The organism is Fibrobacter sp. UWB13, assembly GCF_900177805.1.
In the GTDB taxonomy this organism is placed as follows: Bacteria; Fibrobacterota; Fibrobacteria; order Fibrobacterales; family Fibrobacteraceae; genus Fibrobacter.
Genome location: NZ_FXAX01000001.1, coordinates 122,061 through 147,892, shown reverse-complemented (window position 1 = coordinate 147,892; position 25,832 = coordinate 122,061). Strand labels below are relative to the sequence as shown.

24 protein-coding genes and 2 tRNA genes are annotated in these 25,832 nt (G+C 49.8%); 11 read left to right on the top strand and 15 right to left on the bottom strand.

Annotation, left to right across the window (positions count from 1 at the left end; translation table 11 throughout):
• Positions 1–8: 8 nt before the first annotated feature.
• From B9Y77_RS00670 to B9Y77_RS00655, 4 genes are all read left to right on the top strand, one after another.
• Positions 9–1,346 (top strand): UTP--glucose-1-phosphate uridylyltransferase, encoded by a 1,338-nt coding sequence (locus B9Y77_RS00670; protein ID WP_085490087.1) that lies wholly within the window; start codon positions 9–11, stop codon positions 1,344–1,346.
• Between the two features lie 205 nt (positions 1,347–1,551).
• Positions 1,552–2,412 carry an LpxL/LpxP family acyltransferase gene (locus B9Y77_RS00665; RefSeq protein ID WP_254899870.1) on the top strand — a complete coding sequence of 287 codons (861 nt, stop codon included), beginning with the start codon at positions 1,552–1,554 and terminating at the stop codon, positions 2,410–2,412.
• Positions 2,413–2,517: 105 nt separating this feature from the next.
• On the top strand, positions 2,518–3,012 hold the full coding sequence (locus B9Y77_RS00660) for a Smr/MutS family protein (RefSeq protein ID WP_085490085.1): 495 nt from the start codon (positions 2,518–2,520) through the stop codon (positions 3,010–3,012).
• Between the two features lie 63 nt (positions 3,013–3,075).
• Positions 3,076–3,149: transfer RNA gene (locus tag B9Y77_RS00655), tRNA-Pro, on the top strand.
• Between the two features lie 193 nt (positions 3,150–3,342).
• Here the strand turns inward: B9Y77_RS00655 and B9Y77_RS00650 are convergent.
• A complete protein-coding gene (locus B9Y77_RS00650) occupies positions 3,343–4,128 on the bottom strand; it encodes a radical SAM protein (RefSeq protein ID WP_139829230.1) in 786 nt (261 codons plus the stop codon).
• A gap of 105 nt (positions 4,129–4,233) precedes the next feature.
• Positions 4,234–5,100, bottom strand: coding sequence for an NAD(P)/FAD-dependent oxidoreductase (locus B9Y77_RS00645; RefSeq protein WP_085490083.1), 867 nt, complete (start codon positions 5,098–5,100; stop codon positions 4,234–4,236).
• A 75-nt stretch (positions 5,101–5,175) separates the two neighbouring features.
• Here B9Y77_RS00645 and B9Y77_RS00640 point away from each other — a divergent pair, with 75 nt between their 5' ends.
• Positions 5,176–6,291, top strand: coding sequence for a glycosyl hydrolase family 8 (locus B9Y77_RS00640; protein ID WP_085490082.1), 1,116 nt, complete (start codon positions 5,176–5,178; stop codon positions 6,289–6,291).
• Between the two features lie 10 nt (positions 6,292–6,301).
• Complete coding sequence (locus tag B9Y77_RS00635) at positions 6,302–7,216, top strand: FISUMP domain-containing protein (RefSeq protein ID WP_085490081.1); 915 nt, start codon at positions 6,302–6,304, stop codon at positions 7,214–7,216.
• 272 nt (positions 7,217–7,488) lie between these two features.
• Here the strand turns inward: B9Y77_RS00635 and B9Y77_RS00630 are convergent, their stop codons facing one another.
• From B9Y77_RS00630 to argJ, 3 genes are all read right to left on the bottom strand, one after another.
• Entirely contained in the window at positions 7,489–8,664 is a 1,176-nt protein-coding gene (locus B9Y77_RS00630; RefSeq protein WP_085490080.1) for an iron-containing alcohol dehydrogenase, read from the bottom strand.
• Positions 8,665–8,756: 92 nt separating this feature from the next.
• On the bottom strand, positions 8,757–9,503 hold the full coding sequence (locus tag B9Y77_RS00625) for a hypothetical protein (RefSeq protein WP_085490079.1): 747 nt from the start codon (positions 9,501–9,503) through the stop codon (positions 8,757–8,759).
• Between the two features lie 208 nt (positions 9,504–9,711).
• Positions 9,712–10,929, bottom strand: coding sequence for a bifunctional glutamate N-acetyltransferase/amino-acid acetyltransferase ArgJ (gene argJ, locus B9Y77_RS00620; protein ID WP_012820087.1), 1,218 nt, complete (start codon positions 10,927–10,929; stop codon positions 9,712–9,714).
• A 74-nt stretch (positions 10,930–11,003) separates the two neighbouring features.
• On the opposite strand from argJ, the gene greA reads away from it, so the two are divergent.
• Together greA and holA are read left to right on the top strand one after the other, a co-directional pair.
• The gene (gene greA, locus B9Y77_RS00615) at positions 11,004–11,471 is read left to right on the top strand and encodes a transcription elongation factor GreA (RefSeq protein ID WP_072827204.1); all 468 of its coding nucleotides are present in this window, start codon (positions 11,004–11,006) and stop codon (positions 11,469–11,471) included.
• A 3-nt stretch (positions 11,472–11,474) separates the two neighbouring features.
• Positions 11,475–12,443 carry a DNA polymerase III subunit delta gene (holA, locus tag B9Y77_RS00610; protein WP_085490078.1) on the top strand — a complete coding sequence of 323 codons (969 nt, stop codon included), beginning with the start codon at positions 11,475–11,477 and terminating at the stop codon, positions 12,441–12,443.
• Between the two features lie 118 nt (positions 12,444–12,561).
• Here the strand turns inward: holA and pilQ are convergent, their stop codons facing one another.
• From pilQ to pyrR, 9 genes are all read right to left on the bottom strand, one after another.
• Positions 12,562–14,025 (bottom strand): type IV pilus secretin PilQ, encoded by a 1,464-nt coding sequence (gene pilQ / locus B9Y77_RS00605; RefSeq protein ID WP_073424563.1) that lies wholly within the window; start codon positions 14,023–14,025, stop codon positions 12,562–12,564.
• The gene (locus tag B9Y77_RS00600) at positions 14,022–15,767 is read right to left on the bottom strand and encodes a hypothetical protein (RefSeq protein ID WP_085490077.1); all 1,746 of its coding nucleotides are present in this window, start codon (positions 15,765–15,767) and stop codon (positions 14,022–14,024) included. Before B9Y77_RS00600 ends, pilQ begins: the two co-directional genes overlap by 4 nt.
• Complete coding sequence (locus tag B9Y77_RS00595) at positions 15,767–16,372, bottom strand: type IV pilus inner membrane component PilO (RefSeq protein WP_073424565.1); 606 nt, start codon at positions 16,370–16,372, stop codon at positions 15,767–15,769. The genes B9Y77_RS00600 and B9Y77_RS00595 overlap by 1 nt, the downstream gene beginning before the upstream one ends.
• Before the next feature lies 1 nt (position 16,373).
• Entirely contained in the window at positions 16,374–16,985 is a 612-nt protein-coding gene (locus B9Y77_RS00590; RefSeq protein WP_085490076.1) for a PilN domain-containing protein, read from the bottom strand.
• Positions 16,985–18,133, bottom strand: coding sequence for a pilus assembly protein PilM (gene pilM, locus B9Y77_RS00585; protein WP_073424567.1), 1,149 nt, complete (start codon positions 18,131–18,133; stop codon positions 16,985–16,987). The genes B9Y77_RS00590 and pilM overlap by 1 nt, the downstream gene beginning before the upstream one ends.
• 90 nt (positions 18,134–18,223) lie before the next feature.
• Positions 18,224–19,255 (bottom strand): PilZ domain-containing protein, encoded by a 1,032-nt coding sequence (locus B9Y77_RS00580; RefSeq protein ID WP_073424568.1) that lies wholly within the window; start codon positions 19,253–19,255, stop codon positions 18,224–18,226.
• Between the two features lie 9 nt (positions 19,256–19,264).
• Complete coding sequence (locus B9Y77_RS00575) at positions 19,265–20,524, bottom strand: amidohydrolase family protein (protein ID WP_085490075.1); 1,260 nt, start codon at positions 20,522–20,524, stop codon at positions 19,265–19,267.
• Positions 20,511–21,452: an aspartate carbamoyltransferase catalytic subunit gene (locus B9Y77_RS00570; RefSeq protein WP_085490074.1), complete on the bottom strand. Its 942-nt coding sequence runs from the start codon at positions 21,450–21,452 to the stop codon at positions 20,511–20,513. Before B9Y77_RS00570 ends, B9Y77_RS00575 begins: the two co-directional genes overlap by 14 nt.
• 1 nt (position 21,453) lies before the next feature.
• Positions 21,454–22,011 carry a bifunctional pyr operon transcriptional regulator/uracil phosphoribosyltransferase PyrR gene (gene pyrR / locus B9Y77_RS00565; RefSeq protein ID WP_073424570.1) on the bottom strand — a complete coding sequence of 186 codons (558 nt, stop codon included), beginning with the start codon at positions 22,009–22,011 and terminating at the stop codon, positions 21,454–21,456.
• A 163-nt stretch (positions 22,012–22,174) separates the two neighbouring features.
• Here pyrR and B9Y77_RS00560 point away from each other — a divergent pair, with 163 nt between their 5' ends.
• The 3 genes from B9Y77_RS00560 (at position 22,175) to B9Y77_RS00550 (ending at position 25,065) form a co-directional block, all read left to right on the top strand.
• The gene (locus B9Y77_RS00560) at positions 22,175–22,723 is read left to right on the top strand and encodes a peptidylprolyl isomerase (protein ID WP_073424571.1); all 549 of its coding nucleotides are present in this window, start codon (positions 22,175–22,177) and stop codon (positions 22,721–22,723) included.
• A 96-nt stretch (positions 22,724–22,819) separates the two neighbouring features.
• A tRNA-Ala gene (locus B9Y77_RS00555) sits at positions 22,820–22,892 on the top strand.
• Positions 22,893–23,052: 160 nt separating this feature from the next.
• Positions 23,053–25,065 carry a M23 family metallopeptidase gene (locus B9Y77_RS00550; RefSeq protein ID WP_085490073.1) on the top strand — a complete coding sequence of 671 codons (2,013 nt, stop codon included), beginning with the start codon at positions 23,053–23,055 and terminating at the stop codon, positions 25,063–25,065.
• Here the strand turns inward: B9Y77_RS00550 and B9Y77_RS00545 are convergent.
• Positions 25,062–25,787 (bottom strand): polysaccharide deacetylase family protein, encoded by a 726-nt coding sequence (locus tag B9Y77_RS00545; protein ID WP_085490072.1) that lies wholly within the window; start codon positions 25,785–25,787, stop codon positions 25,062–25,064. The genes B9Y77_RS00550 and B9Y77_RS00545 overlap by 4 nt on opposite strands.
• Between the last annotated feature and the right edge of the window lie 45 nt (positions 25,788–25,832).

The window sequence follows — 25,832 nt, the reverse complement described above, 5'->3', positions numbered from 1 at the left end:
TACATCGCATGAATATTATCGAAACATTGAACGCCGCAGGTCAGCAAGAACTGGCCCAACATTTGGAATCTTTGACGGGCGATGCCCGCGCAAATTTGGAACGCGATATTTTGAGCCAGGACTGGCAAGAACTCAAGGCTCTCCACGCCGAAAAGTCCGCTGCTAGCTTGAGCGATAACGTTTCTGCAGACCTCACTCCGATGCCATGGAAACTCGCAACCGACGATCTCCGTTATGATTTTTGGAAAGAAACGGGTGAAATTCTCCTTGGTCAAGGCAAGGTTGCCGCTTTCCTCGTGGCAGGCGGTCAAGGTTCACGTCTCGGTTTCGATGGTCCGAAGGGCATGTTCGATATCGGTCTCCCGAGCCACAAGAGTCTGTTCCAGTTGCAGGCAGAACGTTTGCGCAACTTGGGCGCACGCGTTGGTCACGCCATTCCGTGGTGCATCATGACGAGCCCCTTGAACCACGAAGCAACGGTCAACTTTTTCAGCGAAAATAACTTCTTTGGTTTAAACCGCGAAGATATCCGCTTCTTCCAGCAGGGAACGATTTGCGCCCTCACCGCAGACGGCAAGGCAGTCCGCGATGGCGAAGACCATTTGGCACTCGTGCCTGATGGAAACGGCGGTTGCTTCCGCGCCCTCGCCCAGAGCGGGACGCTCGCTTGGCTTGTGGAACGTGGCGTGCAATACGTGTTCCTCTACAGCGTCGATAACGCCCTCTGCCGCATTTGCGACCCGGCATTCATTGGCGCACTTGCCGAAAAAGGCACGATTCTCAGCGCCTCGAAGGTCGTCCACAAGGCTGGTCCGAACGAAAAAGTCGGCATTTTCGCCTTCCAGAACAAGAAGCCGGGCGTTGTCGAATACAGCGACCTTCCGGAAAACTTCCGCGACATGACGAATGCAGATGGCAGTCTCACGTTCGATGGCGGCAACATCGCGATTCACTTGTTTAAAATCAGCGGACTCCGCAAGTTACAGACAAGCAAGCTCCCGTGGCATACCGCACGCAAAACTGTTTGTGGCATCGAAAAGTGCTTCAAGTTCGAACAGTTCCTCTTTGACGCATTCCCGCAGCTCGGTTCCATGCTCCCGTTCGGCGTTGTACGCGAAGAAGAATTCAGCCCGGTCAAGAATGCCGAAGGCAACGATTCTCCGAAGACTGCACGCACCATGATCGGCAAGCTCCACCGCGAATGGCTCCGCAAGGCGCACGTCAAGATTGACGAGAAGAAGTTGTACGAAATCTCGCCGACGATCAGCTACGCCGGCGAAGGTCTTAAGCAAAGCATCTTCGACCGCGAACTCGGAAGAAACATCCTGGAATTCGAAGAGGATTAACATCTTCGGCGCAGTGAACCGTAGGATATTGAAATTGTCATCCTAAGCGAAGTGTAACGGAGTCGATATACGAAACTAGTCAACTTATTGACTTAGTTGAGTTAGGTTCGAAGGAGCAGGATCCAGTCACTTTTCAAAAGCACCGAGGGAAATGCGCCGATTTAAGGTTTTCACATACAAATTCCTAATTAACATTCTGCTGCGTTTGCCGGATGCGTTTTACGCAGTTCTTTTTGCAGTCGTTTTCCCAATTTACAAGGCTTTGCACAAGAAGCGCGCCTACGGGCGCGTCGAAAAGCACTTGGCAGTAGCAAAGGAATACTTGGCTAAAAGCACGAGCCCAGATGCGCTTGCGACAATAAATGCTCGCGACACATTCAAAGGCATTTTTTGGAATGCGCTAGAATCCTACCGCGGACTCGCCCGTTTCAAAAGCGTTGAAAAACGAATCGTCTACGAAAACGAGCATATTATCCGCAACGCCATCGCAGATTGTGCCAAACAAAACGCCCCCATCGCTGGCATCAGCATACACCAGGGTGCATTCGAACTCATGCACCGCGCACTCTGCCGCTACAGCGAACACGTCCACCTCATTACTGATTCCGTCGGCGACATCGCTTTCCGCGAAGTCCTCAAAGACCTCCGCAGTGATCCGCACCTGACCGAATACCATCCCGACGAAACAGGCCGCCTTATCCGTGAACTATTCCGCACCAAAGGCATTCTCGCAATGGTCATTGACCAAGGCAAGCATACCAAAGGGAACACAATCTCGCTATTCGGCCGCCCAAGCACGCTTTACTTGCGCCTCCCACAAAAAATAAACGAAATGGGCGCAGGAATCGTCACGTTCCGTACGTGGAGCGAAAAAAATCACATCGTCATCCGCTTCGAAAAATATTACCCGCCAAAATACGATGAAAGCATCGGGAACGCCATAAATGCCGCGCCATCAGAAAGTGCGCTCGTCACAGGTATTGCGCGCGAAGTCGAAACATGGATTGCCGAGCACCCCGAACAGTGGAGCTGGAATTACCACGGGAATTTTATTGCAACACTCTAAAAACAATGCCAAACGCAATGTCACCCCGGATTTATTCCGGGGTCACCTCTTTACACACAGGAAAGCAAAGCTTTTTTTATATTTAGCTTCAAAAAGAGATTTACAATGCCTTTAAATGCAGAAGAAGAATTTCAGTTAGAGTGGATCAAAAACCACCAAATGGAAGACAAGGACGAACTTGCCGAAATCCAGGCCGAGGCTGAAGCCGAAGCAAGACCGCAACGCGCCACACGCGGCAAGAAAATGCGCCGCAATCCCGCCGCCTGGGAAATGCCGAACCCCGAAGATGAAATAGACCTTCACGGCCTTACCTCCGAAGAAGCCGCCGAAGCCGTCGAGCGCCGCATCGACGACCTCCTCATCGCAGGTCTGAGCGTTCTGCGCGTGATTCACGGTGGCGGCAACCCGGAATACGGCAACGTCAAACGCATCATCGACCGCAAAGTGCGTTCCGAATGGAAAAATCGAGTCGTTTTTTATAAGGTTGAACCCGACAACGCCGGTTCCAGCATCATGAAAATCGGCAAGCCGCGCCCTCAAATCGCAAAAAAGAAAAAAATAATGAAAAAATTTTCACTTTTTTTGCCCTTACCCCTTTAAAAGTCAATCGAAATTAACTATAATTGTGCGCGTCAACGACGAAGCGTCAAGACAAAAACAAAACGGAATATAGCTCAGCCTGGTAGAGCGCTTGCTTCGGGAGCAAGAGGTCGTGAGTTCGAATCTCGCTATTCCGATAAAAAGAGAACCACCCACAAGGGTGGTTTTTCTTTTTATATCTGAAATTCTGCGAGATAAAGAACTCACGAAGTGAGTTCGACAAATTTGTTCCGTGAACGAAGTGAACAATGAACAAATTTGAGATTTTGGCGCAAGCCAAAACCCGAAGGGCAAAAGTTGAAACGTAAGTGAAACTTTTGTCTAATCTCGCTATTCCGACCTCTCGCCTACCCACCGTCTTTCCGGATTCGGGCAATGGTCCTCATGACCGTCTGGCCATACCCACACTTCGTCTGCAAAAGGACAAGATTCGCACTTACCGCCAACAGCGCACTGGTCAGCACAATTCTTAAAAAACAAACTTCCTTCATGCTTCACATTCGAAGCAGAAAACTCTCCCGTTCGAAACTCATTGCGCAACGATTCTAACGAAGCATCATCCAGCGCATACATTTCGCGAAGCGACTGCGAAGCTGTGCTCAGAAACACCACCTTATTCCACTTGATTCGATCAATCCCATTCGCAGAAGCCCATGACACAATCTCCGGCACTTCGTGCAAATTCTTTTTATGCAGCGTCACTTGCAGCGAGACCGTCGCGACTCTCGCATCCTCGCGCAGCCTATCGCGCACCCGAACTAGCTTTTCAACGTTCGCTTTCCAGCCATCAAACTGTTCCGATGCCAAATAGCTTACCTTAATGTCGCTACACGAACGCAACAGCAATTCCATCGCAGCGTCACTCACCCACTTTCCTGGGAACGTTCCATTCGTCGTGAGGTTCAGCGGAATTTCAAGCGCCCGGCAAAACTCCAGCAGCTCATCAAAATGCGAATAAAGTAGAGGTTCCCCCATCGTCGAAGGAATTACTTCTTGCAGCAAGCGTTTACCCGAAGCATCACAATCCGCAGCATACTTTTCAATCGCCGCTCGTGCAACTTCAAAAGGCATTTCGCCCATGCCAAGCGCGCGGCGTTCCTTATTACAATTAGCCACGTCACAATTAAGCAAAGCCCGCTGGTTCAAAAAACACAGCGGACAATGCAAATTGCAAACGTCAGGATTTGTGAGAAGCGTAATGCGACGCATTTTCAGCGCGCCTTACTCTCTATGTTCTCTCAGATACTTAATTGCAGCGAGACCAGCAATAGCGCCTTCGCCAACGGCTACAGCCACCTGGAGAGTGCCACCCGTGCAGTCGCCTGCAGCAAAGAGTCCTGGAACAGTTGTCTGGAAATCCTTATCAAGCACGAGCTTTCCAGCGTCGAACGCAGCGCCAGCTTTCAAAGCCAGATCCGTTGCATTCGCACTACCCATAGCCACAAACATGCCGTCAAAATTGGCTTCAAGGCCATCGTCAAACTTCACGCCTTCAAATTGCCCAGCGCCCTTGAGCCCCGTAATCTTGCGGGTTTCAATCTTCACGCTTTCGGGGAATTTCGCTGTGAGCTCAGCACCGTTCGTCAAGAGTGTTACGCTGTTGACTACAGACAAAAGTTCAGTCGCTTCGTGCAACGCATACTCGCCCGAGCCAAGCACAGCCACATCCTTTTTACGATAAAAGAATGCATCGCAAACAGCGCAATAACTCACGCCGTGGCCTTCCATCTCCGCCATTCCTGGGAGCGGGGTCTTCTTGCGGGCAGAGCCTGTTGCCATCACGCAAACCTTTCCGCGATACGTACCATTCAAGCCCGTCGCCACAAAACCAAAACCGTCAAACATGAGGTCCGTTACCTCGTCATCCACGATTTGCGCACCAAGAGCAAGCGCCTGTTTCTTACCGACTTCGGCAAGTTCAGCCCCCGTGAGCGGTTTTTCAAGACCAAAATAATTTTCAATTTTGTGGGCCTTTGCAAGCGCACCTACATCCTTACCCACAAGCTGAACCTCAAGTCCAGCACGAAGACCATAAAGGGCAGCCGAGACACCGGCCGGTCCATGCCCCAAAATCAATATATCAGCCATAATAACCTCAACATTAATATACGATTTTATTTATTTTAAAACACGTAATAATTAATGATTTTGGATACCAGGACGATGTTGCAACGCTACCCGACGCGAGATTTATTTGTTGAAGCTGGATATGGTCCCAATTTTGCGGACCAGCTTATTCAGAATGCCTATAGCAAACTTTTTGAGGGCGATCCGATCGACGAGCGCATCTACTTTGAAGCGTCCGACGATATGGCATACATCATCGACATTGGGCACGACGACATCCGTTCTGAAGGCATGAGCTATGGCATGTTCATTGCCGCGCTGACCGACCACGAAGTCACGTTCGACAAGCTCTGGAACTTTTCCAAGCGTTTTGTCCGCAACAACGATGGTCCGCACAAAGGATATTTTTCATGGCAAGTCAACACGACCGACTTTTCCATGATGGACCCAGGCGCAGCTCCTGATAGCGAAGAATACTTTGCAGCAGCCCTCCTTATTGCCGCAAAGAGATTCAACCGCGAAGACCTCCTCAACGATGCCAAAGAGCTCATCCATGATATCAAGTACAAACCGCAAAACGAGCTTGTAGGCCCGATTATCGATCCGGAACGCAAACTCATCAAGTTCTCCCCCGTTCTCGGCAACGACTTTACCGACCCAAGCTACCACACAATGGCATTCTACCGCATGTTCGCCGAAGCTACGAACGACGAATCCTGGCTTGAAGTCGCACAGGCGAGCATTGAATTTTTGCAGAAGGCGGCCCACCCGGTCACCGGACTTTGCGCAGACTACGCCGAATACGACGGCACTCCAAAGGCCATGCCCTGGTTCCCCGAAAGCAACAACTTTAGCGGAGACGCATGGCGCGTTGCGCTCAACTTGAGCCTCGACTACGCCATCTTCCACGGACACGAAAGCGAAAAAGAAATCTGCGAACGCATCTTGCACTTCTTCCAGAACTGCACACCGTACCTTTCTGACTACTCCGTCGACGGAGGTCCGTATCCACACCAAGGCAGAAACGCGACGCCAGGGCTTATCGCCATGAACGCAGCCGCCACGCAAGTGCTCCCGTTCGATGACCCACGCATTACGCCGTTTGTCAGACGTCTTGCAGCGCTCTCCGTGCCCTATCGTTTTTGGCGCTACTATGACGGGATGTTGTACTTAATCGGATTACTCGCCACCGCGGGAAAAATCACACTCTAAGGAGGATCGTATGAAACTACCTGCCATCTTATTCATTGCGGCTAGCTCTATTGCTTTTACCGCCTGCGACGATGTTCGTGTTGAAAAATACCCAAACGGGAACGTCCGCTTCGAAGCCACCTATGTCAACGACAAGAAGGAAGGCATCGAAAAGGAATACTACGATGACGGTACGCTCAAGCGAGAATCCAATTACGTGAATGACCGCCGCGAGGGTGTGACCAAGGAATATTATAAGGACGGCACGCTCCAGACGGAGCTCCCGTACGTGAACGGCTACGTCGAAGGAACCGTCATCCGTTACCACAAGAACGGCAAGGTTGCGACAAAGGCAGAATACAAGCAAAATAAACAAGTTGCCTTCGGCGAAACATATAACGAAGACGGAAGCCCCGCTACAAGCGGAAGCTACAAAGACCCACGTGACGGCATCTCCTATGAATGGATTGTCATTGGCGACCAGCTCTGGACTGCAGAAAACATGAACTTCGCTACCGCTTCCGGTGCAATTTGTTCACAATGTAACCACTGGGGACGCCTCTACGATTTCCAAAACGCACAAAAGGCTTGCCTCGAAGGTTTCCACATGCCGAGCAAGGCCGAATGGCAAAAGCTCCTGAAAGTCGCCGGCAAAAAGCCGGGTGTCGCCCTCAAGGCCGGCTACGGTTGGGATCCGATCAAGCCGGAATCACCGATCTTCGGAAACGGCAAGGATGAACTCGGATTTGGCGCAAAGGCTGGCGGCGCACACTTTGCCAAGAGCGACGTCGCTATAAAGGACCGCAAGTTTGACGAAGCGGGTAAAAAAGCATACTTCTGGACAAGCGAAGGCGAAGTCCTCGTATTCTTCCACGACAAGGATATCGCCAAGTTCGAAAAGTTCAATCCAGAATTCGGTGCAAGCCTCCGCTGCTTGAAAGACTAAAGAGCTTTTTTCGCGATTTTATGCTACTAAAATCAATTTTTAGTTTTTTTTGTAGCATATTTTTACTTTATCCGCAGTCATTTCGTGCAAGAGTCTCTTTTTTGTGCTACAAAATTAGCATTTTAACGGTTTTAGTAGCACGAAAAGAACAGACAAACTCATATTTTAAGCCATTTTCGTCTAATTTATCCAAAAATCATGCTACTAAATTGAGATTTTTCAACATTTAGTAGCATATTTTTGATTTTTGGGGGTTATCAATTTGAAAAAAACTAAAGCATCGCGTGTGCTGCGATCTTGTAAATCGCAGTCACGTCCTTTGCCTTGAGCGGCACGAATCCCCAACCATCACCCGGATTCAGCTTTTCGACAAGCGTCGGGATATCTTCTTCTTTCGCGCCAAGTTCGGCAAAGTTAATCGGCATGCCGATGGAAAGCAAGAATCTTCGGAAAGCCTTGATACCTTCGAGCGCAGTAGCTTTCGGATTTTCGAAATTCATTTGGCAACCAAAAACGCGTGTTGCCATCTGCGCAAATCGCATCACGTTATGGTCAACTACATACTCCATCCACGCCGGCATAATAACTGCTAGCCCCGCGCCATGGGCGCAGTCATAGAGTCCTGAGAGTTCATGTTCAATTGCATGGCTATTCCAGTCCTGACTGCGCCCGCAGCCCACAAGGCCATTGTGGGCTACCGTACCCGCCCACATAATGTTCGCACGAACCTCGTAATTGGCGGGTTCGGCCATGGCGCGCGGACCTTCCTTAAGCATCGTAATGAGCAAAGCTTCGCAAAGGCGGTCGGTCGTTTCGACTTCCAAAGTATTCGTGAAGTAGCGTTCAAACACATGAGCCATGATGTCGGTAATGCCGCAAGCCGTCTGATAAGGAGGCAACGTGCAAAGCAAAGCCGGATTCTGCACCGCAAATCTCGGGCGAATCACATCAGCACCAATATCGCGCTTAAGCATTCCCTCTTCCTTTGTCACGACGGAATCGCCACTGCCTTCGGAACCAGCGGCAGCAATCGTCTGCACCACGCCAATCGGGAGTGCCTTCGTGACCGGCAACTTTTTCGCATAAAAGTCCCAAAAATCGCCATCGTAAAGAGCTCCTACGGCAATGCCCTTCGAGCTATCAATGACGGAGCCACCGCCCACAGCAAGGATGAAATCAACATCGTTTGCACGCACCATTTCGATGCCCTTGTAAATCAAGGTATCACGCGGATTCGGCTTCACGCCACCGAGCTCCACAAATGAAACGCCCGCAGCATTGAGCGACGCCTTAACGCGGTCAATCAAGCCGGAGCGCACCGCAGAGCCACCACCGTAATGAATCAGCACCTTCGTGCCGCCATACTTTTTGACGAGTTCACCGCATTCGTTTTCGCGGTCCTTACCAAATACAAATTCCGTGGGGCTGTAGAAATTAAAATTGTCCATATTCCATCCTTGTGTTTCAATTAAAAATACAAGAAAATCCCACCCAGCGGCAGGATTTTACCAAATTTTCTGTTCTCTAGAGGAAACATCTACTAAAATTTAAGCGAAACACCTACACACGGAACAATCTGAAACCCAGAAAAGACATGATTGAGTTTATAATCAATTGTTTCAAAATTATCGTTGCGATAATTAAATTCTTTCGTTCTATTTCCAAAACCGAACAAATTCACAGTCACATCTACACCCGCATTAATTCCTAGCTTTTCTGTAATTCGATACCCCAAAACAATATCGCCACCACCAACAAAATTAAACAGCAACGTTGAATATTCTTCAGTGAAATCCTCCATCTGATAAGATTTCCCCAAGTATTTCATGTCACCACCCAAAATAGCATGTACCGCTAATATGAAATCATTTACAAACGGAGCATAGCCCAATCCAACTTTTGCATTCAAATCAAAACGAGAATCAATCTGATTCATATGGTCATACGGATCAAAATAAGAATATTTTTTGGATTCATTCACAGGGAAATTAATAAAACCTATTCCCGCGCCGACCTCAAAAGACAAACCACTTTGATAAACCAGATCACGCATCCACTTCAATTGAAGTCCCATGGTCATATCCATTTTTAAATCACGATCACGAGTAAATATATTTTCGTATTTTAAATTGCTAGACTGTTCCCACGTTCCGCCCCAATCCATCGGAAGCGCAATACTAAATATATGGAAAACAATATTTTTCTTCTGTATTCCTTCACTCTGAGCAAAAGACGTTAAAGCCAAGAGCATCACGGCAACAAGCGCAATTTTTACCAATTTGGACATTCCATTCTCCATCAAAATTTATACGAAAAGATAAATATATTTTAATCAAAAACATCTTTGGATTCTTCAAAATCAAAAAATTCTCTGAATGACGAAAAAAAACTTCCCGGAGCATACCCGAGAAGTTTTAAACAATCACTGGATCCTTCCCCCCCTTTGGGGCTCAGGATGACAACTCCAATGACCAATGACTATTGACTAATAACTACTACGTTGTATACTCTGCGTTGATCTTCACGTAGCCATAGCTCAAGTCGCAAGTGAATGCGCTTGCAGAAGCCTGGCCAATGTTCAACACGAGTGTTACTTTGTATTCACGCTGACGAACCACGGCATGCAGTGCAGCCGTCTGCTTTTCGTCCAGCTGTACCGGACGGCCACCTTCGAGAACCTTCACTTCACCGAAATAGAGGTCCGTGTGTTCGGCAACCATGTTGCAGCCGCTAGAACCAGCACTGCTGAGGATGCGGCCCCAGTTCGGGTCTTCACCGAACATGGCGCACTTGGCGAGGTTAGACGTACCGATGAAGCGAGCCATTCGGAGAGCTTCTTCGTGGCTTTCAGCCTTTTCAATGCGGAGTTCGATGAGCTTCGTTGCACCTTCACCGTCGCGGACAATGTCCTTGGCGAGGCTCTGCATCACGAGCGTCAATGCAGCACGGAATTCGCCCTGTTCGCTGAGAGAGAGGTCTTCGTACTTGATGCCGCTCATGCCGTTAGCAAGCATGATGCAAGTGTCGTTCGTGCTGGTGTCACCATCAACCGTAATTGCGTTGAAGGAGTCTGCGATGTTGGCACGGAATTCAGCAAAGAAGTCAATCGGCAAAGCAAGGTCAGTCGTGATGAAAGCGAGCATCGTAGCCATGTTCGGGTGGATCATACCAGAACCCTTGCAGGCGCCACCGATAGTCACCACACCCTTTTCGGTCTTGATTTCCACAGCGTGGCTCTTGAGAGCAAGGTCCGTCGTGAGGATAGCGCGGCCGAATTCTTCGGAAGCATCTTCATGGAGCTTTTCCACAAGCTTCGGGATACCAGCTTCGATCTTGTCCATCGGCATCAGGTGGCCAATCACGCCCGTGCTGCAAACAAGCACGCTCTTCGGCGTGAGCTTGAGAGCTTCTTCGGTAAGCACAGCCATGCGTTCAGCATCGGCATAACCCTTTTCGCCCGTGCAAGCGTTAGCGTTACCGCTGTTCACGATCACAGCAGATGCAAAGTGGGCATGTTCCAAAGCGGCCTTGTCATAAAGGACCGGGGCAGCCTTCACCTTATTGGTGGTAAAAACGGCGAAGCAGCGGGCAGCCTTTTCGCTCTTGAGAAGAGCCATATCGGCATTGCCGCTGGCCTTGATTCCGGCGCAAATTCCAGATGCGGTAAAGCCCTTGGGGGAGCAAACGCCGCCTTTTTCCAACACAGTGTACATAGTATCTCCTAAAAAGAAGCTTTCTTTGCGATTCTGGGCTCGCAAAGCCCGTTAAAATTTTTACCTTATGGAGCATGGAAAAGATCATGTTTACACAAGAGGCTTACGACAAGCTCGTTAAGGACCTTGAAAATTTAAAAAATGTTGAACGTCCCCGCGTACTTCAAGAATTAGTTGATGCCCGTGCACAAGGCGATTTGAGCGAAAACGCTGAATACCATGCCGCCAAGGAGCGCCTGGCCGCTATCGATAACATCGAAATGCCGAAGCTCCAGGACCAGCTCGCCCGCGCCCAGGTGATTGCATTTGATGCGAACTCCGACACCATCAAGTTCGGCGCCACCATCACGGCCAAGAACTTGAAGACCAAGCGCGAAATCGTCTACCAGCTAGTCTCCCCCGAAGAAGCCGACGCCCTCAACGGTAAGATTAGCTTCAAGAGCCCGATTGGTGCAGCCCTCATGGGCAAAAAGCGCGGCGATACGGTCGAAGTCGTAACGCCCAAGGGCAAGAACCAGTTCGAAATCATCGATTTCAAGTAATCCATGTTCGTAACGCTCATCGGCAAAGACCAGTTCAGCAAGGACAAGCGGATTGAAAAATTCCTGTCCGAGACTCTTGGCGACCGGATTTCAGATCCGATGGCTAAGCAGGTGCTATACGCCACCGACACAAACATCGCCTCCATCTCCGATGTCATCATCGAAGCGTGCGATTCCGTGTCGATGTTCTCGCCTGAACAGGTCATCGTCGTACGCAAGGCGGAAGCCCTCAAGACCGACGACATGAAGGCGCTCGCCAAGTGGCTCCCCCACGCGGCAAGCGGCAAGCTGCTCTTCGATTTTGAAACGCTCCTCGCCTCCAGCGAGCTCTACAAGGCGCTTGCAAAGGTTGGCAAGGTCGAAAAGTTCGACGTCCCGAAGCAATACGAAATGGCCGAATGGATTTCAGCCATCGTCCCGACGCACTTCAACAAAGCGATTGAGCCTACGGCATCGCAGTACCTCGCCGAAGCGCTCGGCAACGACACCAAGCTCGTGAGCGAAGAAGTCGAAAAAATCCTCCTCTACGCTCCGGACTGCAAAAAGATTACGCTCGACCTCGTGAAAACGATGGTCGTCTCGCAGCGCGACATCCCGACCTACGAGATTGAAGGATTCTTCGGCATGCAGAATGCCCAGGCTTACGTCCAGAAGCTGAACGAACTATTGAACAGCGGCGTCGACGCTATCCGCATTTCGAACACGCTGTACAACTACGCGCTCTCGCTTTTGAACTACGGCTCGCTTACCGCAAAGGGAATCTCGCCCGAAGAAGCCGCCAAAAAGATCGGCAAGAACTACTACATGTTCGTGAAAAAAGGCCAAGCCGCCGAATGCTGCCGCCGTTGGCGTAAGCCGCTCCTCGTGCGTGTGTTGCGCCGCCTCGCCGACCTCAATTACGAAATCAAGAGTGGCAAGTGCCCAACTCGCATGAGCCAGGAACTCGCCCTCGCCGCACTCGTCGTGCGGTAATTAGAATACAGAACGTCGCAACGCGACTCTAGAACAAAGACTAAAAAGCCCTGGCTGAGCCAGGGTTTTCGCTTTTATAAAGCAAAAAGCCGGACCTAAGTCCGGCACATGCTAATTACTAATTCCAGCTATCGTCGTGAGAGTTTTCTGGAACCGGAGCTTCCGGAGTTTCGCCCGTGGCGATTGGAGAGTTCGCAATCGCCGGGTCCACCGGCTTGAGTTCCGGAGCAGAACCAGAAGTTTCTTCGGACGGTTCAGAGATTTCGACATTGCCGATGTAATTGCGGATAATACGCGGCGTCACGAAAATCACGAGGTCCTTCTTCGTAATAGATTTACGGCTATACTTGAAGAGGTTGCCCAAGAGCGGAATGTCCTTGAGGAACGGGATACCGCTTTCGCTTTCGGTGTTTTCGTTACGGGTAAGACCACCAATCACGACCGTTTCACCGTCAGCCACAACCACCTTGGTCTTTGCTTCCTGAGTCGAAATCACGACTTCGCCCTTTTCGTCATAGCCATAGGAGTTGTTTTCCGGATGGAGGTCGAGCAAAATGCGGTTGTCGCCAGAAACATGCGGCGTTACCGTGAGCTTGATACCCGTTTCCACCATCTTGGTCGAAGATTCACCGCTATCGTCAATCACGCGGATGGAGACCTTGTCACCCATGAACACCTGAGCTTCGGTGTTGTCGAGCGTAGAAACCTGCGGAGAAGCAAGCACTTCCGTAGAAGCGTCACCCATCAAGTTCGAAATAGCAATCTGGAGGTTGTTGTCGAGGAGGCTTGCCGTAATGGCGGTATTAGCCTTGGACACAGCCGGAGAAGTTCCGTTCGGGAAAGACTGGATGGCGCCACTGATTCGGCTAGAACCAGCCGTAGCCCCACTGGCGAGAGAAGCGGTCCCCGGAGTAAGCGTTGCAGAACCAACTGCTGCGGTCCAGTCAACACCAAGTTCACGGGCAAGTTCGCTGTTCACGACCACAAGCTTAGCCGTAATCATGATCTGAAGCGTTTCGACGTCAAGTTCCGTAAGCGCATTGCCCATCTGCTCGATCTTGCTTTCGGTATCGTAAACGATGATGGAGTTCGTGCGTTCCACGACAGAAATCTTGCCGCGGTTGGACTTCATGCTTTCAAGCACCTTGACAAGTTCATCAGCCTTGGCATGATGCACCTGGAAGTTCTTACGAACAAGAGGAGCATTCTGTTCAGCCTGATTTTCTTCGTCAGCAAGCTTTTTCTGCTTTGCCTGGTAAGTGCTCAAGCGCTGGATGGAAATATACTTGTCCTGAATCACCCACGTGAGGTCATTCATGTTACAAATAATGTCCAACGTTTCTTGCCAGGTCTTCTTGGTCACGCGTAAGCTGATTTTGCCCTTGACATCCGGAGCAATCAAGATGTCCACGCCAGCAATGACCGATACGGAGCGGAAAATAGCTTCGTAGTCCATGTTGACGAAGTTAAAGTCATATAGTTTCTTATTCGGGGCAACAGAGCCTTCGGCAGGAGCAGCCCACGCAGTAGCAAAGCTTGCCACCATGATAAGAATCGTCAGAATTTTAGTCAGCTTTTTCACTTTTGACCCCCAAATTTATCGGGAAGACCCATAGAGTAGCGACGGCTCACCCCGAATTCTTGAATCAAGAAGAGCACATCAGTTTGTGTAATTTTAAGAACTTTTCCGTTCATGATCTTATCGCCTTCCTTAAGCGTGTAAGATACACTCGGATTTTTGGATTCGACGAGGATAGCCACCGGCTCCTCGGCTTCCCAAATGATACCCACCAATTCAACCTGGTCGATGTTGATACCTTCTTCGACCAAGCCCTTGATTTCAACAAACGGGTCACGACGACCGAAAGAGCTGTAAGTCACGCGATCTTCGTAAAGTTCATCAAGAGCGCTTCCAGCAGGTTTCATGCCCTGCGTCAGCATATCGCCGCGTTCCTGATCCACCTTCTTCAAGCGTTCCATCTGCACGGCAGAAAGTTCATCCGTAAAGCTTACCGCACGGCGGTTCACGTAACCAATCTTATTGCCCACCTGAACCTTGCGATAGAGTCCGTTCAAGTCCATATTCACAAGGCGGTCGCCAAAGACCACACGCTGCATGACTTGAGCCTTTTCGCTCGGAGCCGCATAGAATTCCGTTTCGTCAGCAACGACAATCAATTCGCGCAGGACAGGGCGCAAATGGAACGTCTGCGTACTAGAGACAACCTTCTTGCTATCCTTTTCGTAAGCCTTGACAAAGTCCGAGAATTCAGGAACGGCATCCGGAGACTTCATCCAATCACGGACATAAATACCATTCGGACGAGCGCTCCAGAAAACAAAGCCATCACGGCGAACCGCATTTTCGGAAGTCTGCAAAATCAAGGCACCCTCCTGCACCAAGACGGCAGGGCGAGCTTCAGCGGAAAGCTGGATATTGAGACCGTCCATATCCCAGAACACGGACTTCACGAGAGAACCTGCGCTTACCTTGAACACCGGAGAGCGTTCAGGACCATCAATTGCCACCTTAATCACAAAGGAAGCATTCGGTGCAGAAACCTGGCTAATCTTGAGATGGGAATCGGCAACCAGTCGGAACTGTTCCATGCCAGAGCCGATAAGCACCGTCATTTCCTTAAGTCCCGGAAGCAAGGCGGATGCACCTACAGCCGGAGCAGCTGCTGCCTGAGCGAGATTTTCACGGGCGGCCTTTTCGGCAGCCTTACGTTCTGCAGCCAAACGTTTTTCTTCTTCACGGGCGGCCTTACGGTCAAGAGCAGCCTGCTTTTCGGCAGCCTTGCGGTCTAAGAGAGCCTGTTTTTCAGCAGCCTTACGTTCTGCAGCAAGGCGCTTTTCCTCTTCGCGGGCAGCCTTTTCGGCAGCAGCCTTCTTGCTTGCATAAAGCTTCGAAAGCGTCCAGGATTTGCCGTTCTTGCCAGCAAACTTCAAAAGGAAACGAGACTTGTCGAGAGCAATGGCGTTCTTGTCCGAATTGACGGACGCGCCCACCGGCATACGGATCATCAAGAAGTTCATGCCGCGATACAGTTCCTTAGAAACGCTCATGGAACGAATAAACGGCGAAGAACCATCGACATCGTAATCACCTGAACCAAGAGCAAAGTCCGATTCAGAAAAACCAACCGTCAAAGTCTTGGAGGTATTATCGTATTTCTGGAAGAATGTCGGCAAATTCTTGTCAGAGGCAAACTGGAATACCATCTGGCAATTCTTTGAACAATCAAAGCGGACATCCTTAATCAGTGCCGCCTGCAAAGCAACGGCACTAGACAAAAGCATAAGAAGGAACTTGCATTTCATTATTTGCCAACCTTCTTGGATGTATAAGTGGTCAAGTTGAAGTTCACCGACATGGTAATCGGAGTCCAACCGTGAGTTTCAGCTTTCTGCACTTCAGCTGCAATACCTGAATAGCGAGAAAGTCTCAAGTTCGTAATAGCTGTCGGGTAATTGAAGTTTGCAATTTCAGCAAACAGGTAACCGAGCATGTGGTAACCGGAGTTAACCGCAATGGAATAACGGTTCTCGACGTAGTGTTCCCTTTCGGAACGTCCTTCCGGATTGAACTTCTGGATTTGCACACCAGAGCTGCGAAGCACGGAGTAAAGGTCCTGCAAACGGAGCGGCACCTTTTCTTCTTCCGGGAACATCTCCTTCAGCTTTTGGAAGTCCTTTTCTGCCTGCGCGAGCTGCATTTCGAGTTCTGCCACACGGTGTTTCTTGGAATTAATCTTGTCCAATTCTTTCTGAGCCGATTGCAACTGGCTCTGAAGATTTTCTTCTTCGAGAACGAACGGATCCCAAATATACGTATAGACAGAATACCCTGCCAAAAGGATGATTACAATCATCACAATGCAGTATATATTCTTTTTGTCCTTAAAGTCTATATTAAGGTTGCCCATATCACCCCTCCTCTCCAAGGTCTTTCTTGAGTTCGACCTTGAGTGTAAAGCTGTAGGCTTCGTCGCCATCAACCTTTGTCGTGGAGATAGAGACAAGCGAGACTTTCTCTACACTCATCTGCTTTTCGAGCTTGACCATGTATTCGGCAACCTCGGAAAAGTCAAACGTCGTTCCCTTCATTTCGAGATTGAACTCGCTGACCTGGGAAAGACTCAAGAGCCACATGTTAGGCGGCAATACAGAAGATATGTTTTCAAACAGCACCACCCAGCGCTTTTTGCTGATCTGGATAGACTTGAGCGCATTGATCTTTGTATTGATAATGGACTGGTTCTTTTCAAGTTCGCTTATCTTCTTGAGCAGCGGGCGTTCGCGTTCAACGGCAGCACGCACAGACTGGAGTTCAGCTTCCAGGCTAGAAATAGATTCCAGCGTGTAGGCATAAACGAACAGAGCCGCAAAAATGGAAACAATGAAAATAACAGTCGGCCAAACAACACGGCGGTCGGTAAGCCATGTCAAGTCCTTTTGCTTTTTGCGGTGTTCACCCGGCAAAAGGTTGATATTAATTGCAAGCGCCTTGTTGGCACCCTTATTCTTTTTCGTAGCCATTAGAACTTCCTCATTGCAAGTCCCAAAGCCGGGGCGTAAATGTTAGAGAGGGCGATAGACATGCCATCCTTGTCGACCACGCTGGAGTCGCATTCCACAGAGCGGAAGGGGTTGACCGTCGCCGTTTCGATCCCAGTCTTTTCAGCGATATACTGCAAAAGCCCAGGAACTGCGGCCCCACCGCCACCGATCAAAATTCTTTCGAGCGGACGGGAGTCTTCTGCGGAAGAATGATAGCGGATACCAAATGTAATCTGAGACATCAGTTCTTCGAAAGCAACCTTCATGGCGTCTTCAAGAACGGATATAGCCACATTGTCGATAACCTTCAAGTCGTTCTTTTCGAACATCTCATGACACTTTTCGGCAGTAATGTCAAGACTTGAAGAAAGTTTGTTTATAATAACATTCAACGAACCGCCATTCATGGATCGCACAGAGTGGAAAGCGCCATCCTGAATGAAGCCCACGCTCATCTTGTTATCGCCGATATTGAAGATAGCGGTTGTCTTCTTGCGTTCTTCATCAGAAGCTGTCATGACAAATGAATTCAACAAGCCAAAGATATCGACATCCAGCGCAGACAGTCGAATACCCTTGCGGGTAAAGAACTGAGCCCAGGAATCGAGCATGGAGCTTTTTGCAGCGACCACATTGACCTTGACATCGTCGCCTTCACGAGAAACAACCTCGTAGTCCAGAACGTTGTCCTGGTCATCAAACGGCGGACGGGACTGGGCGGTCTGAACGATAATGGCTTCTTCGTTTCCGTTCTTCGGAACCTTGATCGAGAGGCGGTCCACAAGAACACCACCTTCACCGGCTCCGCAGTTCACGGAAGCAACGACATCCACAGTCTCATCAATCGGGTGACGAAGCATAAGCTTGGAGAAAGCTTCGCCCAACTTGTCGAAGCCGTCCTTCTCTTTCTTCGCCCCTTTATCTGTAGTCAAATCGTCGGAATCACGTCTTTGGATAAGACCATTGATGATGGAGCCTGCAGGTACAGGTTCCAAATCCACTTCGCGCACAATTCTTTTACCGTTAGCATCATGATAGACCTTAACGTACTTGATGCTGTAGTGGCCAACATCTATGCCAACAGTTTCGCGCTCTCCACGAATTCTAGCAATCAACCCTAAAGCCAAAATAAACTCCGATAGGAAACAATACTATGTAAATTTTACTTTCATAAACATCGAATGTCAAGCGAAAAATCATCACAAAAACACATAAATCTAAGTTATTTCGCTATTTCCCCCGTTTTTCTTCGACTTTGTTTTACGAGTGACCTCAAAAATGTACTGAAGGACTCGTTCTTGCGTCCAGGCATAGGCACCTGTGAATACCGCCGAGATGGAATTGTACTGTGGATAAGCCGGGTTCCGATGACCAAGATTGTTCAAAATCTTGACATCCACGTTCTGAACTCCAAACGTCGGCAAGTTAAACGAAATAGAAATTTGCTGATTTGGTTTGCAGTCTTCTTCCAGTCCCAGAAGAATACCACCAGCAGAAAGGTCGTAAAGGCGCCCCATGTGCACCTCGCCGTTCGGGAACATCGCCTTCACAGGGAAATCGACAACTTCACGGACCCACTTACGCAACTGCTCCTTGTCGAGCTGGTCGCAGTGGGTAAAAACAACTTTTTCGGGAGTCGCCGAAAACACAATCATTCTTTTAGAATAAACGGCATCGTTCATTCGAGTCCAGCGGATGAGCGCATGAGAACCTTGTATCATCTTGGCTAAAGAATGTGAACCTTCAATCTGAACGCTCCATGTTTTTTCCGAACGTTCCAGAATAGGCACTCGTCTGAAAATTTGTCCGTTTTCCAATTCCAAGTCCACTTTATCGCCGACATTGAACTGCCTTGTCGAACAGACCATGGACAAAGGATTGGAGCCAGAAAATTCCATCTTGCGCCTGAGGCCGGCAATCGCATCGAGCGTTTCTTCTGGAACAGAAAATACATTACGAATGCGATAAAATTCCGAGACAGCGGCTTCAAAGAGTCCTGAAGAATTCAGCACGGCATCCTTGTTTTCGAACTTGGAGGAACGCACCAACTCATCCAGAGTCTCTATTTCCTTTGGCGTAAAATCAAACGCCTTAATCTTCTCGTCGAACGCTTCTGTACCAAACATCACTTCATTTTCGCGACGTTTGTACATGAGCTGCATTTCAATCAGCACAAGCGCTACAAACGGAAGAACCGGAAGAATGTAGGACTGGAAAAATTTCCAGACTTCTTGAAGCTCGCTAGTCATCAGACCTCACTACAGCTCCGTCCAAACACCGTTGATGTAGCTAGCGAGGATGGAGGATGGGAGCTCTTTGCCCGTGAGCGGAGAATTGCAGACGTGGCCTGCGAAGTCGCTTTCGAGAACCTTGTGCGTCTTTTCCGGAGCGAGCACCACCACACTATCGCCGGCGGATTCAGCACCCGCCAAACGAGCAGGAGCAGTCGAAAGGAGTTCGATAGCACGAGCTTCGCCGACACTGGCCACAAGTTTGTTCCAAATAGCAGGGAGAGCAACTTCCAGGGAAAGTGCGCCCGGCACAGAATCTTCGAAGTTCACAACCGTATCCTGACGGAGCACCGGCGTGTGGTTCACGCTGATGGCATTGACCGTTCCATCGACAATTCCCTGCCACAAGGCCTCGCGGTCTGCAGCCGAGCGGATCGGCGGGAGGATATGGTATGCGGAGTCAAGCGTTTCGAGGCAAGAATCGTCGAGCAGCAAGTGGTACAAGTTCACATCGCAAGTGACATCGATACCGTTCTTGCGGGCGTTACGGACGAGTTCAAGAGTTTCACCGCAAGTGACCTGCTTGAAGTGCACCGGCACCTGGAGGAATCGAGCCGTTTCAAGAACTGTATAGGCGGCAATCGTTTCGGCAATGCGAGGAATGCCCTTCATGCCGAGCATGTCGGAGTAGGCGCCTTCGTGAACGCAACCGCTGTGGCGGAGCGTCTTGTCCATCGGCTGGAAGAAGAAGCGCTTGCCCGTCATCTTGCCGTATTCCATCGCCAAGCGGAGGAATCGAGAGTGCGGGATTACGCCATTACCATCGCCAAAGCCAGCGACACCGGCTTCGGCAAGTTCGACCATTTCGGCCAAGCTGTCCGTGCCAAAGCCCTTGCTGTAAGCGCCGAGGAACTTGATATCGAAAGCATCTTCGCCGCGTTCTTCGGACTTGAAGCGGTTCACCATCGCCGTGAACTTGTCGGCATCGTCAATCGGGTTTGCGGCACTTTCGTAAAGGCCACCGTAGAAACCACCCTTGCGCAAGGCATCAAAGCCATCGGCAAACGTATAGACGTCATCGCGAAGCGGTTCCATAAAGTCAATGCCAAGGCCAAAGAGGGCCGGCATCACAAGCGCGCCATTGCAGTCAAATTCAACCGTTTCGGACGTTTCGCAAGCGTTCAGGCGAACTTCGTTCTGAAGTTCAAAAGACTTGCCGTTCCAGAACTTTGCATTTTTCAGAACGACATTCACAAGACGACCTTTACAAGGTTTACGCATTTTCATTGTTGCGACCTCCAGCCAAAAGGAAGAGAACGGCCATACGGACGGCGACACCGTTGGTCACCTGATCAAGAATAACAGAATGTTCGCCATCGGCGATGTCGGAATCGAGTTCCACGCCGCGGTTGATTGGACCCGGGTGCATGATGATGACCTTGTCCTTAGCGCATTCAAGGAGTTCTTCCGTGATGCCGAACGTATTGCGGTATTCGCGCATGCTCGGGAGGAGGGCGTCGTCCATGCGTTCTTTCTGCAAACGGAGAGCGATGATAGCGTCGGCATTGGCAACCGCCTTCTTCACGTCAGGTTCCCACGTCACGTGGTTCATGAGGTCCGTATTGCGCGGCACAAGCGTCGAAGGTCCGCAAAGCGTCACGTGAGCGCCCATCGTGGACATGCCCCAGAGGTTACTGCGAGCGACACGGCTATGGCGGATATCGCCAATAATCGTGACGTTCTTGCCTTCGAGCGTTCCGAGCTTTTCTTCGATTGTCAGCATGTCGAGGAGTGCCTGCGTCGGGTGTTCATGGGCACCGTCGCCAGCGTTCACGATGATTGCCTTGCTGTTATCGGCAAGGAACTTCGGCACACCCGTCCCCTTATGACGGACGACCACGATGTCAATCTTCATGGCTTCGATATTGCGAAGCGTATCGACGAGCGTTTCGCCCTTCTTGACGCTGGAATTCGAGCTTGCGAAGTTCACCGTATCGGCAGAGAGGCGCTTTTCGGCAAGTTCAAAGCTGGTGCGCGTACGGGTGCTGTTCTCGAAGAACAAGTTCACGACCGTCATGCCCCGGAGGCTCGGCACCTTTTTGACCGGGCGTTCGAGAATTTCGCGGAACTGTTTTGCATGGTCCAGAATCAGACGGATATCATGCTTGGACACTCCACGAAGTCCAAACAGGTGTTTAATTTCCAAAGCGCTCACTTTACGCCTCCACTTCTACGAGATAAACGGAATTTTCTTTATCAATAGGTTCAATCGCCACGCGGACTTCCTGGTTCCTTGCCGTTTCGACCGTAAGACCCACACAATCCGGAGCAATCGGAAGTTCACGATGTCCGCGGTCCACGAGCACGCAAAGGCGGATAGCCGCCGGACGACCAAGGTCCAAGATGGAACGCATGGCAGCCAAAGCCGAACGACCCGTGTAGAGCACGTCATCCACGAGGATAACCGTCTTGCCTTCCACAGAAGCAGGCATTTCGGTAAAGCGCATTTCAGTCGCCACCTTCTTGCGGTAGTGGAAGTCGTCACGGTAGTACGTGGCATCGAGGCTACCCATTTCGATAGGCTTGCCAAATTTCTGAGAAAGACGCTCGGTGAGCTTTTTTGCCAGCGGAATACCGCGGCTAGCCATGCCGAGCACAATCATGTTGTCTGCGGACGGATGCATCTTCGCAATCTTCGCCGCCATCTCGTCCAACGCAAATTCCATCGTCTGCGCTGTCAGAAGCTCGCTTACTTTTTTGCAGTTATCGTTCATAAAACAGTCTTAGTTATTAATCGTTAATCTTCAGTCTATAATTTCCTGACCATATTTTTAAGTGAATGTAGTTTTTTTAGGGGCTATTTGCCTCAGCCAGTTGTAAAACACCCCCTTAATTTTATATATATAGGCAAAAAAACACTAGTTACAGGAGCCCCAAATGGCATTTAATCAGTTAGACAAACCGCAGGCAGGCGAAACCATCGCCATCATGAAAACCAACCACGGCACCATGAAACTCCGCCTTTTCGAAGAAATCGTCGGCGAATGTGCCACAAACTTCATTGAACTTGCAAAGCAAGGCAAGTACGATGGCGCTCCGTTCCACCGCATCATCAAGGACTTCATGATCCAGGGTGGCGACTTCACCCGTAGAAACGGCACCGGTGGCCACGCCGCCAAGGGTCCAGGCTCTACCATCGGCGACAAGTACGACAGCCGTCTCACCCACGTCCGCGGCGCTCTCAGCTGGGCAAAGACTTCCATGCCGCACAGCATCGGCAGCCAGTTCTTCATCGTTCACGGCAACAACGTCCACTTCCTCGACCACGAACAGTGCGGTCCGGGTCCGGCTGACGGCTACTCCGTATTCGGTCAGCTCTATGAAGGTTTCGAAGTGCTCGACAAGATCGCCGGTGTCGATACCGACCGTATGGACCGCCCGTACGACGACGTGATCATTGAATCCGTCACAATCGAAAAGGCTTAAGAAGTAAACAGTAGGCAGTGTCGAAAAAAATTTCATTTTTTTCGACATCCACCCTTGACACGTACATCTATTCATTCTATATTTGTGCGCGTCCTCGGGGTTATAGCTCAGTTGGTAGAGCGCCTGCATGGCATGCAGGAGGTCAGGAGTTCGACTCTCCTTAGCTCCACTAGAAAGACTCGCTAAAAAGCGGGTCTTTTCTTTTTTGCAACAATTTATTGTCCTGTTTACAAAATAAACAACTCCCACGATAATTATAGGGAAAAAGGCACTACTTTTCCAACAACGTCGTTATTATAAAATAATATTTTTGTATTTTATTCAACACTATGGTCAGGCTTACAAAAATTTCGTCACTCTTACTCTCCGCCGGATGCGCATTAAGCTTTGCCGGCACAAATCCAAACATTGTCTGCGACGCATCCAAGATGGATGCCTTTGCATACGAAGACTGCATCGCCACACAAAGAGGCGCCAAGCTCGACAACACGGACTTTTCCGAAAGAAACGCCCCACCAGCCGAATTGATTTCGGAATCGTACGTTGAGCCTTTTAAATACGATCCGTTCAACCGCGACGCCTACCTTACATCTTCATTCGGCGAAAACCGTGGCACCCGCTACCACGCTGGCATAGACTACTCCACTCAAATGGAAGAAGGTTGGCCCATCTACGCCCCAGAAAACGGATTCATCAAAGAAATCAAGACGTCCCCGTTCGGCTACGGCAAAGTCATGTTCTATGAAGGCAACAGCGGAAAGACCTGGGTTTTCGCACACCAGAGCAGCTTCACTCCAGCCGTAGAAGATCTGATCAAGCAAAAGCAGTACGCCACCAAGAGTAACGACATTTCCATCAAGCCTAACATTCGATTCCGCAAGGGTGACACACTCACATTCGCCGGGAGTACCGGAATCGGCAATCCGCATTTGCATCTTGAAGTCCGTTTGAACAAGGACGACGTCACATCGCCTTGTCAACTCGGCGTCAAATGCCTCGACACCATAGCACCGCAGATTTTTGGAATCGCCGTATGGCAAGGGAACGAACTCGCCCTTACAACTGACGAAGCGCTCCGCAACGGTTGTGCAGAAACCCCCGTCAAGAACGAATTTAACTTGTCCATGGCAATAAAGATTGCAGATTACAGCCGCGAACCCAAAGAAAATCCGATGGCAATCCGCCGTCTTGAATTGTGGCGTTACGACGACAAAATCTACAGCAAAGTCATGGACACGCTCAGCTACAAAAAGATGCTCGACATCCGCAACGAGCTCCTTTGGGCTGAAGAAGCGGACACCGCAGGCGACTGGCATTACATCAACGCAAAGCTTGGTCCCATCTCCACATACAGGCTCGAAATCGAAGACTTTAGCGGACACATCATCAAGCGCGAATTCAACTTCCATCAGTCCTGCAAGGATAACGGGAAAATCATCCTCACGCAATACCAGAACACTCCGCTATACACTTTCTTGAGCAAGAGCATGCTTGACATTTATCGTTGCGAATCTGGATACAAATTCACAGCCCTGAATAAAGATGAGCAAGTGATCAACAACGACCTCTGCAAAATATTTGACCACAACAAGCCGCTCCCGATTGGAAAAATCGTCGAGACGTTCCCAGAAACAAGATTCATTCAATACAGCGCTGATGCCGCAGCCACGGGCACCGGTCGCGGAGTGAACGAACTCATTTCGATTTACCCATATGGCAAATACAAGACAAGCATCAACTGGTATACTAAAGTAGGCAACGTTAAAATTTCGCAGAAGATTTCGGGGATTCCGGTTGTTGGCGATACTTCGCAGCGCGTTCTCGCCGTTACGCGCAACCAGACCGACAGCGTAGACTTCTATGAATTCCATCCGAAGGGATTGCAATTCTATGGCAAGTGGAATGTCTGCATTGAAAACGAAGACAATCCGGCACCGCTTTACTGGCTTGGCGAAACAACCCGCCGTTGGTTCTATTTCGAAAAGCAAACCGGCTCCAAGAACCGTTGCGCATCAACAAATGAACTTAGAGACCTCGCCAACATTTCTGACGAAGACGGATTCTCGCTCGGATTCCCCTACTGGGCAGAAACGCTCGTCGGAGGGATGTACCAATCGGCACTCAAGATTCCGCTTTATGCTAGATATGCAGGAATTCCAGACGGAAACGCCATTACGGTCAAGTACGGCAACAAGTGGATTGCAGCGGAATACGATTCAGAACCGCGCGAAATCATCCTCCTCGGCGATGCACTCCCCGATGCAGGTGAAACAATCTCTATCGAAATCACCGACGATTCTAAGCGCAAGACCAAAAAGGAAATTACGATTCCTGGATTTTAAAGATCGCGATAAAGCGTGAGGCAGCGCTTTCTGCCAAGCGCTAATCGAATAAGGTCACGAATCTTGTCGTTCAGACGCGGGAAATCCACAGGATGGACGGCAATACGAGGAACGCCGAACGGGATTTTTAAGATTCCTTCGGCATAGACAAAAGCAGCCTTTTCCGTTGATTTTGGAATGCCCGCAAAACTCGCCACCGGCGATGCATAGCGGACACCTTCAGTGGTAGTCAAAGAAAAGCGGTCTTCGTACAACATTTTTTCTGCACGGACTTGCCCTGGCAAGAACTTGTTGCTAAACCACGTCGGCGGGACAAACGCAACAGGAGCTTCAGCATTTCCGTTTTCATCGGCAAATAACTTTTTCCAAGAATCTAGAGCCGCTTGCAAAAGGCGGCTCGATTCGTACTCGGAAAGCCCCGCAAATTCAGCCTCGCCACCCGTGAGGTTCATACCCACAAGCCCCGCATAACTGCGGCCCTGGCTGAATTCTGCTTTGTGCTTAAAGCCATGCAGTGCAAGTTCAAATCCTTCGGACTTGAGCTTGGCGAGAGTTGTGCGGAAATTTTCAACGGCTTCAGGCGTTGCGTTCTCCGTATCGGGAATCACGAGTAAGCTAAAAGGCCCACCGACTAATTCCTTGAGTTCATCAAGAATCGGGGTCACTTTCTGGTAGTTCCAGACGCTAAAATCGTGAAAACAAAGGAGAAAACGCTTGCTCATGGCAATGAAGATAGTAATAGTTCCGCCAACTAATTTACTACATTT

Coding starts and splice junctions, on each gene's coding strand:
- B9Y77_RS00630 (WP_085490080.1), bottom strand. CDS start 8,664: ATGGACAATTTTAATTTCTACAGCCCCACGGAATTTGTATTTGGTAAG.
- B9Y77_RS00670 (WP_085490087.1), top strand. CDS start 9: ATGAATATTATCGAAACATTGAACGCCGCAGGTCAGCAAGAACTGGCC.
- B9Y77_RS00560 (WP_073424571.1), top strand. CDS start 22,175: ATGGCATTTAATCAGTTAGACAAACCGCAGGCAGGCGAAACCATCGCC.
- B9Y77_RS00635 (WP_085490081.1), top strand. CDS start 6,302: ATGAAACTACCTGCCATCTTATTCATTGCGGCTAGCTCTATTGCTTTT.
- greA (WP_072827204.1), top strand. CDS start 11,004: ATGGAAAAGATCATGTTTACACAAGAGGCTTACGACAAGCTCGTTAAG.
- B9Y77_RS00575 (WP_085490075.1), bottom strand. CDS start 20,524: ATGAAAATGCGTAAACCTTGTAAAGGTCGTCTTGTGAATGTCGTTCTG.
- pyrR (WP_073424570.1), bottom strand. CDS start 22,011: ATGAACGATAACTGCAAAAAAGTAAGCGAGCTTCTGACAGCGCAGACG.
- B9Y77_RS00640 (WP_085490082.1), top strand. CDS start 5,176: ATGTTGCAACGCTACCCGACGCGAGATTTATTTGTTGAAGCTGGATAT.
- B9Y77_RS00645 (WP_085490083.1), bottom strand. CDS start 5,100: ATGGCTGATATATTGATTTTGGGGCATGGACCGGCCGGTGTCTCGGCT.
- B9Y77_RS00590 (WP_085490076.1), bottom strand. CDS start 16,985: ATGGCTACGAAAAAGAATAAGGGTGCCAACAAGGCGCTTGCAATTAAT.
- argJ (WP_012820087.1), bottom strand. CDS start 10,929: ATGTACACTGTGTTGGAAAAAGGCGGCGTTTGCTCCCCCAAGGGCTTT.
- B9Y77_RS00600 (WP_085490077.1), bottom strand. CDS start 15,767: ATGAAATGCAAGTTCCTTCTTATGCTTTTGTCTAGTGCCGTTGCTTTG.
- B9Y77_RS00545 (WP_085490072.1), bottom strand. CDS start 25,787: ATGAGCAAGCGTTTTCTCCTTTGTTTTCACGATTTTAGCGTCTGGAAC.
- B9Y77_RS00595 (WP_073424565.1), bottom strand. CDS start 16,372: ATGGGCAACCTTAATATAGACTTTAAGGACAAAAAGAATATATACTGC.
- B9Y77_RS00580 (WP_073424568.1), bottom strand. CDS start 19,255: ATGACTAGCGAGCTTCAAGAAGTCTGGAAATTTTTCCAGTCCTACATT.
- B9Y77_RS00550 (WP_085490073.1), top strand. CDS start 23,053: ATGGTCAGGCTTACAAAAATTTCGTCACTCTTACTCTCCGCCGGATGC.
- B9Y77_RS00625 (WP_085490079.1), bottom strand. CDS start 9,503: ATGTCCAAATTGGTAAAAATTGCGCTTGTTGCCGTGATGCTCTTGGCT.
- holA (WP_085490078.1), top strand. CDS start 11,475: ATGTTCGTAACGCTCATCGGCAAAGACCAGTTCAGCAAGGACAAGCGG.
- B9Y77_RS00660 (WP_085490085.1), top strand. CDS start 2,518: ATGCCTTTAAATGCAGAAGAAGAATTTCAGTTAGAGTGGATCAAAAAC.